The organism is Streptomyces sp. Y2F8-2 (assembly GCF_014905555.1).
In the GTDB taxonomy this organism is placed as follows: Bacteria; Actinomycetota; Actinomycetes; order Streptomycetales; family Streptomycetaceae; genus Streptomyces; species Streptomyces cynarae.
The window spans coordinates 475,379-488,101 of the sequence record NZ_BNGS01000001.1; the positions used below are offsets into that span (position 1 = coordinate 475,379).

General features: G+C 71.1%; 14 protein-coding genes. 9 read left to right on the top strand and 5 right to left on the bottom strand.

What is annotated here, in order from left to right; genetic code table 11:
* The first annotated feature begins 75 nt into the window (after positions 1–75).
* On the top strand, positions 76–564 hold the full coding sequence (locus tag SY2F82_RS02185; RefSeq protein ID WP_200417194.1) for a GNAT family N-acetyltransferase: 489 nt from the start codon (positions 76–78) through the stop codon (positions 562–564).
* Between the two features lie 19 nt (positions 565–583).
* A complete protein-coding gene (locus SY2F82_RS02190) occupies positions 584–1,405 on the top strand; it encodes a serine hydrolase (RefSeq protein WP_200417195.1) in 822 nt (273 codons plus the stop codon).
* Here the strand turns inward: SY2F82_RS02190 and SY2F82_RS02195 are convergent.
* Together SY2F82_RS02195 and SY2F82_RS02200 are read right to left on the bottom strand one after the other, a co-directional pair.
* Positions 1,371–1,862, bottom strand: coding sequence for a hypothetical protein (locus SY2F82_RS02195; protein WP_200417196.1), 492 nt, complete (start codon positions 1,860–1,862; stop codon positions 1,371–1,373). The two genes, SY2F82_RS02190 and SY2F82_RS02195, sit on opposite strands and share 35 nt — an antisense overlap.
* A gap of 42 nt (positions 1,863–1,904) precedes the next feature.
* Positions 1,905–2,564: a pirin family protein gene (locus SY2F82_RS02200; RefSeq protein WP_236041050.1), complete on the bottom strand. Its 660-nt coding sequence runs from the start codon at positions 2,562–2,564 to the stop codon at positions 1,905–1,907.
* 80 nt (positions 2,565–2,644) lie between these two features.
* Here SY2F82_RS02200 and fasR point away from each other — a divergent pair, with 80 nt between their 5' ends.
* The 5 genes from fasR (at position 2,645) to fabF (ending at position 7,699) form a co-directional block, all read left to right on the top strand.
* Positions 2,645–3,850: a fatty acid biosynthesis transcriptional regulator FasR gene (gene fasR / locus SY2F82_RS02205; protein ID WP_200417197.1), complete on the top strand. Its 1,206-nt coding sequence runs from the start codon at positions 2,645–2,647 to the stop codon at positions 3,848–3,850.
* A gap of 89 nt (positions 3,851–3,939) precedes the next feature.
* Positions 3,940–4,878 carry an ACP S-malonyltransferase gene (locus tag SY2F82_RS02210; RefSeq protein WP_200417198.1) on the top strand — a complete coding sequence of 313 codons (939 nt, stop codon included), beginning with the start codon at positions 3,940–3,942 and terminating at the stop codon, positions 4,876–4,878.
* A gap of 16 nt (positions 4,879–4,894) precedes the next feature.
* Positions 4,895–5,956, top strand: a complete 1,062-nt coding sequence (locus SY2F82_RS02215) for a ketoacyl-ACP synthase III (RefSeq protein WP_200417199.1) — start codon at positions 4,895–4,897, stop codon at positions 5,954–5,956.
* Positions 5,957–6,058: 102 nt separating this feature from the next.
* Positions 6,059–6,307: an acyl carrier protein gene (locus SY2F82_RS02220; RefSeq protein ID WP_043440034.1), complete on the top strand. Its 249-nt coding sequence runs from the start codon at positions 6,059–6,061 to the stop codon at positions 6,305–6,307.
* 120 nt (positions 6,308–6,427) lie between these two features.
* Positions 6,428–7,699 carry a beta-ketoacyl-ACP synthase II gene (fabF, locus tag SY2F82_RS02225; protein WP_200417200.1) on the top strand — a complete coding sequence of 424 codons (1,272 nt, stop codon included), beginning with the start codon at positions 6,428–6,430 and terminating at the stop codon, positions 7,697–7,699.
* 72 nt (positions 7,700–7,771) lie between these two features.
* On the opposite strand, the gene SY2F82_RS02230 is transcribed toward fabF, so the two are convergent.
* Positions 7,772–8,266 (bottom strand): DUF3145 domain-containing protein, encoded by a 495-nt coding sequence (locus SY2F82_RS02230; protein WP_200417201.1) that lies wholly within the window; start codon positions 8,264–8,266, stop codon positions 7,772–7,774.
* Between the two features lie 203 nt (positions 8,267–8,469).
* On the opposite strand from SY2F82_RS02230, the gene SY2F82_RS02235 reads away from it, so the two are divergent.
* Both SY2F82_RS02235 and SY2F82_RS02240 read left to right on the top strand, forming a co-directional pair.
* Entirely contained in the window at positions 8,470–9,360 is an 891-nt protein-coding gene (locus tag SY2F82_RS02235; protein WP_200417202.1) for an SGNH/GDSL hydrolase family protein, read from the top strand.
* 10 nt (positions 9,361–9,370) lie between these two features.
* Positions 9,371–10,342: an aldose epimerase family protein gene (locus tag SY2F82_RS02240; protein WP_200417203.1), complete on the top strand. Its 972-nt coding sequence runs from the start codon at positions 9,371–9,373 to the stop codon at positions 10,340–10,342.
* Between the two features lie 303 nt (positions 10,343–10,645).
* Here the strand turns inward: SY2F82_RS02240 and SY2F82_RS02245 are convergent, their stop codons facing one another.
* Both SY2F82_RS02245 and SY2F82_RS02250 read right to left on the bottom strand, forming a co-directional pair.
* A complete protein-coding gene (locus tag SY2F82_RS02245; protein ID WP_200417204.1) occupies positions 10,646–11,443 on the bottom strand; it encodes an EI24 domain-containing protein in 798 nt (265 codons plus the stop codon).
* Positions 11,444–11,652: 209 nt separating this feature from the next.
* The gene (locus tag SY2F82_RS02250; RefSeq protein WP_200417205.1) at positions 11,653–12,651 is read right to left on the bottom strand and encodes an NADP-dependent oxidoreductase; all 999 of its coding nucleotides are present in this window, start codon (positions 12,649–12,651) and stop codon (positions 11,653–11,655) included.
* Between the last annotated feature and the right edge of the window lie 72 nt (positions 12,652–12,723).

The following is a 12,723-nucleotide window of genomic DNA, read 5'->3' on the forward strand; positions in this document are numbered from 1 at the left end:
GAGTGCACTCCAAGCAAGCGGAATGCAATGAAAATGGCGAGACCCGGACGACGGGCTGTGACTAGCGTGCGGGACATGAGTCTCGTACGCCGGGCCGTGCCCGAGGACGCCGACGAAGTGCTGCGCCTGCGCCAGGTGATGATCGACTCGGTCTTCTCGACCGGCTCCTCCGCCCCCTCCGCCTCGTCCACGAAGTGGCACGAGGAGTCCCTGCCGACCCTGCGCGGCCGGCTCGCCGATCCGGACGGCGGCTTCGCGGCGTTCGTCGTGGACCATCCGGAGCGGCCGGGGGCGCTGGCGGCGCTGGTGGCCGGGACGATCGAGTACCGGATCGGGCGGGCGGGCAATCCGCACGGGCGGGTGGGGCACGTCTTCAGCGTCGCCACGGATCCGGACGCGCGCCGCCGCGGCTATGCCCGCGCCTGCATGGAGGAGCTGCTGGGCTGGTTCCGGGAGCAGGAGGTCCCCCAGGTCGACCTGAACGCGTCCGCCGAAGCGGAGCCGCTGTACGCGTCGCTGGGCTTCGTGCGCAAGCCGGACCCCTCGATGCGGTTGCAGCTGTGAGCCGCTTAGGCTCGGGGGCATGCCCCTGCAGAGCCTGGCACTGATCGAGAACTGGCCCGTTCCCGCCGCCGCCGCGGCGGTCGTCCGCGCGGACGGCACCGTCCTCGGTGCGCACGGTCCGGTCGACCACCGCTTCCCGCTGGCCTCGGTCACCAAGCCGCTCGCCGCGTACGCGGTGCTCGTCGCGTACGAGGAGGGTGCGATCGAGCTCGACGAGCCGGCGGGGCCGTCCGGCGCCACGGTGCGTCATCTGCTCGCGCACACCTCCGGGCTGGCCTTCGACGAGCACCGGGTGACGTCGGCGCCCGGGGAGCGGCGGCTGTACTCGAACGCGGGGTTCGAGGTGCTGGGCGACCATGTGGCGAAGGCGACGGACATCCCGTTCGCCGAGTACGCCCGGCAGGCAGTGCTGGAGCCGCTCGGCATGACGTCCACGACCCTCGACGGCTCCCCGGCGAAGGACGGCGTCTCCACGGTGGCGGACCTGGCGCGGTTCGCGGCGGAGGTGCAGGCGCCGCGACTGCTCGATGTGCGCACGGTGGCGGAGGCGATGACGGTGCAGTACCCCGGGACGAAGGGGGTGCTGCCCGGGTACGGGCACCAGAACCCGAACGACTGGGGGTTGGGGTTCGAGATCCGCGACTCGAAGTCGCCGCACTGGACGGGTTCTTCGTCCTCGCCGCGAACGTTCGGGCACTTCGGGCAGTCGGGCACGTTCCTGTGGGTCGATCCGGACGCGGGGGTGGCGTGCGTAGCGCTGACGGACCGCGCCTTCGGCCCGTGGGCGATCGAGGCGTGGACGCCGTTCACGGACGCGGTGCTGGCGGAGGTGCGGGGCTGACCGCTCGGGCGCGGCGCTCGGTCGCGCATCCCCAGGCCACCGTCAGCGCGGCGGCGCCCAGGCCGAACGCGGCGACGAGCGCGTTCATCCAGGTGTAGACGCCGCTGCCCGAATACGTCGTGCCGTCGTCCAGGACGCAGTCGAAGCCCAACGGCAGGTGGGACGGACGGTATCCGACGAGGTGCTCGCGCACGTCCCGGGGGACGTCACGGCAGGAGGGGGAGGGGGTCGAGTCAGCGCCGGACTCGGATTCGTGCGCCGCGTAGTCGACCGCGCCGAGCCCGATCAGGTAGAGGCCGACGGCTGCGACCGCCGCCATGACGGCGCACCAGCGCAACAGGTCCAGGGCCCAGTCCGGACGGCGTCCGGGGAGGGCGGCGGAGAGGACCTTGACAACGACCGCTATGAGCCAGACGGGGCTCGCCAACAGGGCGGGCAGTGCCAGCAGGACGAGCACGGGTCGGTCACCTTCCCTGAGGGTGCGTGCGGAGGCATCGCACTACTGGGGAGTCATTTCCCACACCAGCAGTTCCGCCCGCGTCACCGCCACCGCCTCCAGGTCCTTGGCGTCCGTGATCCGCGCCGCGTCCCCCGGCCCCAACTCCTCACCGTCCAGCAGCACTTCGCCACGCACCACGTGCACGTACAGGAACGGCGCATCCGGCACCGCCGTCCGCTCCTCCGCGCCCAGGCGCCGTACATGGAGCATCGCGCCCGCCTCCGGGACCGCGTACGGGGTGGAGTCGGCGATGCCGTGGACGACCTCGTAGACCGGGTCGCCGCCGGGTGTCAGGGGGGACAGCCACATCTGGACGAAGACCAGGGGGGTCTCACCGTCGTTGCGTTCGACGTGGCGGACGCCTGCCCCCGCGCTCAGGCGCTGGACGTCGCCGGGGCGGATCACCGACGTGTGGCCCGTGGAGTCGCGGTGGGTCAGTTCGCCCTCCACCACCCATGTGACGATCTCCGTGTGGCTGTGCGGGTGCTCGTCGAAGCCGGCGCCCGGTGCGAGCCGCTCCTCGTTGCAGGCGATCACCGCGCCGAAGCGGAGATTGTCCGGGTCGTAGTGCGGGCCGAAGCTGAAGGCGTGCAGGGACTCGATCCCGGCCGCCGGGTCCCCTCCGCGGTAGCGCTCGCCGGTGCGCCGTACGTCCATCACAGCCCCACCGTAGCCCCGTACATCCCGCGCTCAGGGACCCCCGCCACACGGTCCCGTCCCGATAAGGCAGTCTTGTCCCCGTGCCCGAACCCGAAGCCCGCCTCACCGAGCCCGCACCGCATTCCATCCATCCGCACGCCGCGACCCTGAAGCGGCTGGAGAAATCTTCCGGAAGCCTCGCCGCGCAGGCCATCGCGCGCATGGACGAGACGCTGCCCTGGTACCGGGCGATGCCTCCGGAGAACCGTTCCTGGATCGGGCTGGTGGCTCAGGCGGGTATCGCCGCGTTCACCGAGTGGTTCCGGCACCCGGACGCCCCGCAGGCCATCTCCACCGATGTGTTCGGCACCGCGCCGCGCGAGCTGACCAGGGCGATCACCCTGCGGCAGACCGTGGAGATGGTGCGCACCACCATCGAGGTCATGGAGTCCGCCATCGACGAGGTGGCCGCCCCTGGCGACGAGTCCGTGCTGCGCGAGGCGCTCCTCGTGTACGCGCGGGAGATCGCCTTCGCCACCGCGCAGGTCTACGCCCAGGCCGCCGAGGCCCGCGGCGCCTGGGACGCGCGGCTCGAGTCGCTCGTCGTGAACGCCGTGCTCAGCGGGGAGGCCGACGAGGGGGCCGTCAGCCGGGCCGCCGCACTTGGCTGGAACTCGCCTGAACATGTGTGCGTGGTGCTCGGTACGGCGCCCGACGGTGACAGCGAGTTGACGGTGGAGGCCATTCGACGGGCTGCCCGGCACGCCAAATTGCAGGTCCTCACCGGGGTGCTCGGGGACCGGCTCGTGGTCATCGCCGGCGGCAGCGACAATCCGCTCGCCGTCGCCAAGTCGCTCATCGGGCCGTTCGCCGCCGGGCCGGTCGTCGCGGGGCCGATCGTGCCCGATCTGCTCGCCGCGACCCGGTCCGCGCAGGCCGCCGCCGCGGGCCTGAAGGCGTGTTCTGCCTGGCAGGACGCGCCGCGCCCGGTCCTGGCGGACGATCTGCTGCCGGAGCGCGCGATCGCAGGCGATCCGGGTGCGCGCGAGCAACTGGTGGAGGAGATCTACAGACCGCTGGAGGAGGCGGGCTCGGCGCTGCTGGAAACGCTCAGCGTGTACCTGGAGCAGGCATCCAGTCTCGAGGGCGCCGCGCGCATGCTCTTCGTTCACCCGAACACCGTCCGCTACCGGCTCCGACGTGTGACTGACGTCACCGGTTGGTCACCCTCTGATGTACGCTCCGCGTTCACGTTGCGGATCGCGCTGATCCTGGGGCGTCTGGCCGAGGGTGATCCCCAGACCTAGTCTTTTGTCGGGGGCCCACAAAACCCCCTGCGGTTCTTCGTCCTTGTCCCCACGGGCGGCCCCGGCCGTCCCCAAGAGAGAGTGTGAGAGTGCTCGTACTCGTCGCTCCCGGCCAGGGCGCCCAGACGCCCGGCTTCCTGACCTCCTGGCTCGACCTCCCCGGCGCCGCCGACCGCGTCGGCGCCTGGTCGGAGGCCATCGGACTGGACCTCGTCCACTACGGCACGCAGGCCGACGCCGACGCCATCCGGGACACCGCCGTAGCCCAGCCCCTGCTGGTGGCTGCCGGGCTGCTGTCCGCCGCGGCACTCGGTATCGGCACATCTGCCGCTGACGCGGCGGGCACCCCCGGCGCCGTCGCCGGGCACAGCGTCGGCGAGATCACCGCAGCGGCCTTCGCGGGCGTCCTCGGCGACACCGCCGCGCTGACCCTGGTCCGCAAGCGGGGTCTGGCCATGGCGGACGCCGCCGCGATCACGCCCACCGGCATGTCGGCCCTGCTCGGCGGCGACCCCGAGACGACGATCCCGCACCTGGACAAGCTGGGCCTGACCCCGGCGAACGTGAACGGCGCCGGGCAGATCGTGGCCGCCGGCACCCTGGAGCAGCTCGCCGCCCTGGAGGCGGACAAGCCGGAGGGTGTGCGCCGGGTCGTTCCGCTGAAGGTGGCCGGTGCCTTCCACACCCACCACATGGCCCCCGCGGTCGACGCCCTCGCGCACGCCGCCGAGGCGCTGACGCCCGCCGACCCGCAGGTCACGTACGTCTCCAACAAGGACGGGCAGACCGTCGAGACCGGTGCCGAGGTGCTCAAGCGCCTGGTCGGCCAGGTCGCCAACCCGGTCCGCTGGGACCTGTGCATGGAGACCTTCGAGAAGCTGGGCGCGACCGCGCTGATCGAGGTGTGCCCCGGCGGCACCCTCACCGGCATCGCCAAGCGCGCGCTGCCGGGCGTCAAGACCCTCGCCCTGAAGACCCCCGACGACCTCGACGCGGCTCGCGAGCTCATCGCCGAGCACAGCGCCTGATCAGGAGAGCGAGAGCATGTCGAAGATCAAGGCACGCAAAGGCGCCCCCTACGCGCGCATCCTCGGCGTCGGCGGGTACCGTCCGGTCCGGGTGGTGCCGAACGAGGTGATCCTGGAGAAGATCGACTCCTCCGACGAGTGGATCCGCTCCCGCTCCGGCATCGAGACCCGGCACTGGGCGAACGACGAGGAGACCGTCGCCGCGATGTCGATCGAGGCGGCCGGCAAGGCGATCGCCGACGCGGGCATCGCGGCCGACCAGATCGGCGCGGTCGTCGTCTCCACCGTCTCCCACTTCAGTCAGACCCCGGCCGTCGCCACCGAGATCGCCGACAAGCTCGGCACGAACAAGGCCGCCGCCTTCGACATCTCCGCGGGCTGCGCGGGCTTCGGGTACGGCCTCACGCTCGCCAAGGGCATGGTCGTCGAAGGCTCCGCGGAGTACGTCCTCGTCATCGGCGTCGAGCGGCTGTCGGACCTGACGGACCTGGAGGACCGGGCCACCGCGTTCCTGTTCGGCGACGGTGCCGGCGCGGTCGTCGTGGGTCCCTCCGAGGAGCCGCACATCGGTCCGACCGTGTGGGGCTCGGAGGGCGACAAGTCCGAGACGATCAAGCAGACGGTGCCGTGGAACGAATTCCACTCTCGACTTCGCTCGAGCGGGGGGACCCCCACGGGCGACGTCTCCGAGCTCCCGGTGGACAGCGAGGGCAACGTCAAGTTCCCCGCGATCACGCAGGAGGGCCAGGCGGTGTTCCGCTGGGCCGTGTTCGAGATGGCGAAGGTCGCCCAGCAGGCGCTGGACGCGGCCGGGATCACCTCGGACGACCTGGACGTCTTCATCCCGCACCAGGCCAACGTGCGGATCATCGACTCGATGGTGAAGACTCTCAAGCTGCCGGAGCACGTCACGGTCGCCCGTGACATCCGCACCACCGGCAACACCTCGGCCGCCTCGATCCCGCTCGCGATGGAGCGGCTCCTGGCGACCGGCGAGGCGAAGAGCGGCGACACCGCGCTCGTCATCGGCTTCGGGGCGGGTCTCGTCTACGCCGCCACGGTCGTTACCCTCCCCTAGGCACTCCGTGCCGGATCATGCGGTCCGGTGCGGAACTGCACCACCTGCCGCTGACGCGGCGGGCGCCACACCCTGATGGATATCTACGAAGGAGCGCCTGACATGGCCGCCACTCAGGAAGAGATCGTCGCCGGTCTCGCCGAGATCGTGAACGAGATCGCCGGGATCCCCACCGAGGACGTCCAGCTGGACAAGTCCTTCACCGACGACCTGGACGTCGACTCGCTGTCCATGGTCGAGGTCGTCGTCGCCGCCGAGGAGCGCTTCGACGTCAAGATCCCCGACGACGACGTCAAGAACCTCAAGACGGTCGGTGACGCCGCCGAGTACATCCTCAAGCACCAGGCCTGATCGACCGATCACCTGGGCAGACAGCCAGGCGCCGGGCCAGTGGTCCGGTCGCCGGGCCGTCGCCCCGCCACCCGGCGGTGGCGCCGCTGAATCCTCGTATCCGTTGGAGAAAGAATTCCCGTGAGCTCGACCAATCGCACCGTGGTCGTCACCGGTATCGGCGCAACCACACCGCTGGGTGGCGACGCGGCCTCTACCTGGGAGGGCCTGATCGCCGGCAAGTCCGGCGTCGGACCCCTGGAGCAGGAGTGGGCCGCCGAGCAGGCGGTCCGCATCGCCGCGCAGATCGCCGTGGAGCCGTCCGAGGTCATCCCGCGGCCCCAGGCCCGCCGTCTGGACCGTTCGGCGCAGTTCGCGCTGATCGCGGCCAAGGAGGCCTGGGCGGACGCCGGTTTCACCGCCACGGCGGGCGAGGACGCAAGCGTCGACCCCGACCGGCTCGGCGCGGTCATCGCCTCCGGCATCGGCGGTGTGACGACCCTGCTCGACCAGTACGACGTGCTGAAGGAGAAGGGCGTCCGCCGTGTCTCCCCGCACACCGTGCCGATGCTGATGCCGAACGGCCCGTCCGCGAACGTGGGCCTGCTCGTCGGCGCCCGCGCCGGTGTGCACACCCCGGTCTCCGCGTGCGCTTCGGGCGCCGAGGCCATCGGCTACGCCATCGAGATGATCCGCACCGGCCGCGCCGACGTCGTCGTCGCCGGCGGTACGGAGGCGGCGATCCACCCGCTGCCCATCGCCGCGTTCGGCAACATGATGGCGATGTCCAAGAACAACGACGACCCGCAGGGCGCCTCGCGTCCCTACGACGTCGACCGTGACGGCTTCGTCCTCGGTGAGGGCGCGGGCGTCCTGGTCCTGGAGTCCGCCGAGCACGCCGCCAAGCGCGGCGCCCGCGTCTACGCGGAGGCGGTCGGCCAGGGCATCTCCGCCGACGGCCACGACATCGTGCAGCCCGAGCCCGAGGGCCGCGGCATCTCGCACGCCCTGCACAACCTGCTGGACAACAGCGACCTCGACCCGGCGGAGATCGTGCACGTCAACGCGCACGCCACCTCGACGCCGGCCGGTGACATCGCCGAACTGAAGGCGCTGCGGAAGGTGTTCGGGGACCACGCGGACCACATCGCGGTCTCCGCGACCAAGTCGATGACCGGTCACCTTCTCGGTGGTGCGGGCGGCGTGGAGTCGGTGGCGACCGTTCTCGCGCTGTACAACCGGGTGGCGCCGCCGACGATCAACGTGCAGAACATCGACCCGGAGGCCGAGGCCAACGCGGACGTCGTCCGCGGGGAGGCCCGGAAGCTGCGGGCCGAGGGCCGGATCGCCGCGCTGAACGACTCGTTCGGGTTCGGCGGCCACAACGTGGTGCTGGCGTTCCGGACGGTCTGATCAGCACCCCGGGCTACACGTGAGGGGCCCCCACCGGCTGGTGGGGGCCCCTCACGTCGTGTGCGGAGGTCTTCAAACCACCTGGTGGAGCCAGCGCACCGGCGCTCCCTCGCCCGCGTACCGGAACGGTTCCAGTTCGTCGTCCCACGGCTTGCCCAGGAGCCGGGCCAGTTCCGCCTCCAGGTCGCTCTCGCCGCGCTGGGAGCGGATGAGGGCCGCGCGCAGCCGGTCCTCGGGGATCAGGATGTCGCCGTGGATGCCGGTGACCGCGTGGAAGATGCCCAGGTCGGGGGTGCAGCTGTAGCGCTCGCCCTCGGCGGTCGGGCACGGTTCCGCGGTGACCTCGAAGCGCAGCAGCTGCCAGCCGCGCAGCGCGGAGGCGAGCTTGGAGGCGGTGCCGGCCTCGCCCTGCCAGGAGAACTCCGATCTCCAGGTGCCGGGGGCGGCGGGCTGCCGGATCCAGTCGAGGTTGACGCGGGTGCCCAGCACGCCCGCGAGGGCCCACTCGACGTGCGGGCACAGTGCGCGGGGCGCGGAGTGCACGTACAGGACTCCACGTGTCGTCACCTGAACCTCCGGGCAGAGCGCCACATCTTGTAACTTTGCGGAACGGGTGTGGCAAGGGCGGCCACGGGGCGAGGCTACCGTGCGGCGGGCCGAGGAGTGTGACGTACCGTCGGTCCCGTTGCCCGTGAATGCCGAGGTTTCACCCAAGGGGACGCGGGCCTGACCCAGCGTGTTCGAAGCGCTGCCGAACGAGGGGACCACGGATGCGGAAGCGAAGCCACCGCTTCAGGGCCGTCGCCGCGGTCGCGGCCGCGGTCGTCCTGGGGCTCGCGGGATGCGACGCCTCGGGTGGCGACGGGGGGCGGGGCACCGCGCCGTCGTCGCGGCCGTCCCCGAAACCGGTCTGGAACCGCTCCCCCGACTCGATCGCCGCGGTCGGCGACTCCATCACACGCGGCTTCGACGCCTGCACCGTGCTGTCCGACTGCCCTCAGGTGTCGTGGGCGACGGGCACCGACACCGGCGTCGACAGCCTGGCCGTACGGCTCCTCGGGGCGACCGGGGCGGCGGAGCGCAGCTGGAACTACGCGACGACCGGGGCACGGATGGCCGACCTGGCCGGGCAGGTCGCGCAGGCGGTGCAGCGCAGGCCGGAGCTGGTGACGGTGATGGTCGGGGCCAACGACGCCTGCCGCTCCTCCACCTCGGCGATGACCCCGGTCGACGACTTCCGCGAGCAGTTCGAGGACGCGATGGCGGTCCTGCGCCGGTCGCTGCCGAACGCCCAGGTGTACGTCTCCAGCGTGCCGAACCTCATGCGGCTGTGGTCCGAGGGCCGCACCAGTGCGCTCGGCAAGCAGGTGTGGAAGCTGGGCATCTGCCCGTCGATGCTGGGCGACGCGGACGCGCTGGACGCCGCGTCCACCCAGCGGCGCGCCACCGTGCAGTCGCGGGTGGAGGAGTACAACCGGGTCCTGAAGGAGGTGTGCGCGAAGGACCGGCGGTGCCGCTTCGACGGCAACGCGGTCTTCGACTACCGCTTCGGGCCCGCGCAGTTGAGCCCCTGGGACTGGTTCCACCCGAGCAGGAACGGTCAGGCACGACTCGCCGAGATCGCCTACCGTGCCGTCACCGCCGAGGATCCCGTGACCTAGGGTTTCCCACATGAGCGAACTTTTCGGCACACTTCCCGACGGCTCGGCGGTCCACCGCTGGACGCTGGAGCGGGGCGGGGTGCGGGTGCGCGTCCTGTCGTACGGCGGGATCGTGCAGTCGGCGGAGGTCCCGGACCGGGACTGGGCCCGGGCGGACGTGGTGCTGGGCTTCCCGGGTCTGGACGGCTATCTGCGCCACCCCGAGTCGTTCCTCGGGGCTCTGGTCGGGCGGTACGCCAACCGCATCGCGGGCGCCCGCTTCCCGCTCGACGGCCGGACCTACGCGCTGGAGCCGAACAACGGCCCCAACTCGCTGCACGGCGGGTCGCGGGGCTTCGACAAGCGGATCTGGGACGGGGAGCCGGTGGAGCACGGCGTCCGGCTGTCCCGGGTCAGCCCGCACGGCGAGGAGGGCTTCCCGGGCCGGCTCGAGGTCTCGGCGACGTACACCCTCGATGCGGACGGCGCGCTGCGGATCGTGTACGAGGCGGTCACGGACGCGCCGACCGTGGTGAACCTGACGAACCACTCGTACTGGAACCTGGCGGGTTCCGGGAACGCGGGCGGCCACGAGCTGAGCATCGCGGCCTCCCGGTACACCCCGGTGGACGCGGACCTGATCCCGACGGGAGCGCTGGAGACCGTCGAGGGCAGCCGTTTCGACTTCCGGGAGTCCCGGAAGGTGGGCTCCGGCTACGACCACAACTTCGTGCTCGACAAGGGTGTGACGCGCACCCCGGTCGAGGTCGCCGAGCTGCACGACCCGGCGTCAGGGCGCCTGCTCACCGTGTCCACGACCGAACCCGGCGTGCAGTTGTACACGGCCGACCACCTCGGCGCCCCGTTCGCCCCCGGCGACGGCATCGCACTGGAGACCCAGCACTTCCCGGACTCACCGAACCGCCCGGACTTCCCGAGCACGCGGCTGCGGCCGGGCGAGGGGTACCGGTCGGAGACGGTGTACCGCTTCTCGGTGCGCTGAGGTCCGTCGAACGAGCGACGAGCCCCGGTCCGGCCGTCAGGTCCCGGACCGGGGCTGTTCGTAGGGGGACTCGGTCCCGCCTCAGACGTTAATCGCCGTCGTGACCCGGTGGTCGGCGATCGGGCGTCCGCCCTGGACTTCGTACGAACCCTTCACAAACGTCCACGTGGGCGCGCGCTCGTCGCAGATCTTCGGCGCCTCTGACGGCACGGCACTCCCCTGCCGCGGCGCCGGTCCTGTCCCCGGCCGGGGAGGCGTTCGTGGCGGCCTTGCGGGAGACGGCGTACGTCCCCGGAGGCGCGCTCAGTGGTGGGTGATCTGCTCGTCCTCGGGGGCGTCCTCCGCCTCCCGGGCGTTCTCCTCACCCAGCAGGTCCCGGGCCAGCAGTGTGGCGCCCGCGACCGCGCCCGGCATCAGGAAGACGGCGACGAACGGGACGAGGAACGCCAGGCCGAGGGGTGTGCCGAAACCCCAGACGAGCAGCTTGCGGGAGCGCAACAGGGTGAGGCGGTCGCGGAGTTCGACGCTGCGGCGCTGGAGCGCCACGGCGGTGAGTTCCTCGGTGAGGAAGAAGCCTGTGACGAAGAAGCCGATGACCGGGACGGCGGTCTGGCCCACGAACGGCAGGAAGCCGAGGGCGAAGAGCAGGACGCCCCAGAGTGCGGCCCGTACGAGGACGCGGAGGCTGTCGCGGGCCGATATCCACATCTCCCGGTGGAGGGGCAGGTCCGACTCGGGTGCGGTGCCGTCCGGGGAGACGTCGCGGTCGACCTTCTCCGAGAGGTTCTCGTAGAAGGGCTGGCCTATGAGCAGGGTGACCGCGGTGAAGGTGAGAACGGCGAGGAGGAGCGCGAGGGCGAACAGCACGACGGTGAGAAAACCGCGGAAGAGCCCGAGCCAGGGGTCCGGCCAGCCGTCGGCGAAGGGGGTGGCCCAGGTGACGAGGTCGTCGCCCCACAGGGCGAGTGCGACGAGCGCCGCCGCGTACAGGACGAGGGCGATCAGGCCCGGCAGGATGCCGAAGCCGTACTGTTTGCCGTGGCGGGCCACCCAGCGTTGGCCCTTGAGGAGATAGCCGAGTCCCGCGCCCAGATCATGCATGGGAAAACCCTATCGGCGGTCGGCCTTTCGATTGTCATGGTGGCGTCACCATCGCCGTCACACTCGTGCCGCCCTCGCGTGGAGGCGGCGGTTCCCCCAGGCGGACGGCACGATGAAGGCCGCACCCCACGTCCAGGGGCGCGGCCTTCGCCGTACGCAACGACCCCGGTCAGGCGGGCGTCACGGTGAGGCAGGTGGTGTTCCGCCGGTCAGAGCTCGACGATCATCTTGCCGACGTTGTCGCCGCGCAGGACGCCGAAGAACGCCTCCAGGTTGTTCTCGATGCCCTCGACGACGGTCTCGCGGTACTTCAGCTCGCCGGAGCGGATCCAGGCGCCGACCTCCTCGACGAACTGCGGCTGCAGGTCGTAGTGGTCGCCGACCAGGAAGCCCTCGATCCGGCCGCGGGTCTGGATGAGCCGGGCGAGGTTCCTCGGGCCGGGAGCGGGCTCGGTGTTGTTGTAGACGGAGATCATGCCGCAGACGGCGATGCGCCCACCGCGGTTGAGGGAGCCGATGGCGGCCTCCAGGTGGTCGCCGCCGACGTTGTCGAAGTAGACGTCGATCCCGTCGGGGGCGGCGGCGCGGAGCTGCTCGCTCACGGGGCCGTTCTTGTAGTTGAAGGCGGCGTCGAAGCCGTACTCCTCCAGCAGCAGCTTGACCTTCTCGTCGGAGCCCGCGGAACCGATGACCCGGGAGGCGCCCTTGAGCTTGGCGATCTGGCCGACCTGGCTGCCGACGGCGCCCGCGGCACCGGAGACGAAGACGGAGTCGCCCTCCTTGAAGGCGGCGGTGCGCAGCAGGCCGGCGTAGGCGGTGAGGCCGGTCATGCCGAGGACGCCCAGGTACGTGGAGAGGGGTGCGGCCGCGGGGTCGACCTTGACGGCGTTCTTCGCGTCCACTGCCGCGTACTCGCGCCAGCCGAAGAAGTGCAGCACGTGGTCGCCGACGGCCAGGCCCTCGGCGTCGGAGGCCACGATCTCGCCGACCGCTCCGCCCTGCATGACCTTGCCGAGTTCGAAGGGGGCGACGTAGGACTTGGCGGCGCTCATACGGCCACGCATGTACGGGTCGACGGAGAGGTACTTGTTCCGCACGAGCACCTGACCCTCGCCCGGCGTCGGGACCTCCGCGTCGACCAGGGCGAAGTCCTCGGGCTTCGGCCAGCCGACCGGTCGGCTGAGCAGGTGCCATTCGCGGTTGATCATGACTACGCCTTTCGGATTTACTTCAGTACCTAAAACAACCATGCTCCTGAATATTTCAGTGTGTCAAGTAAC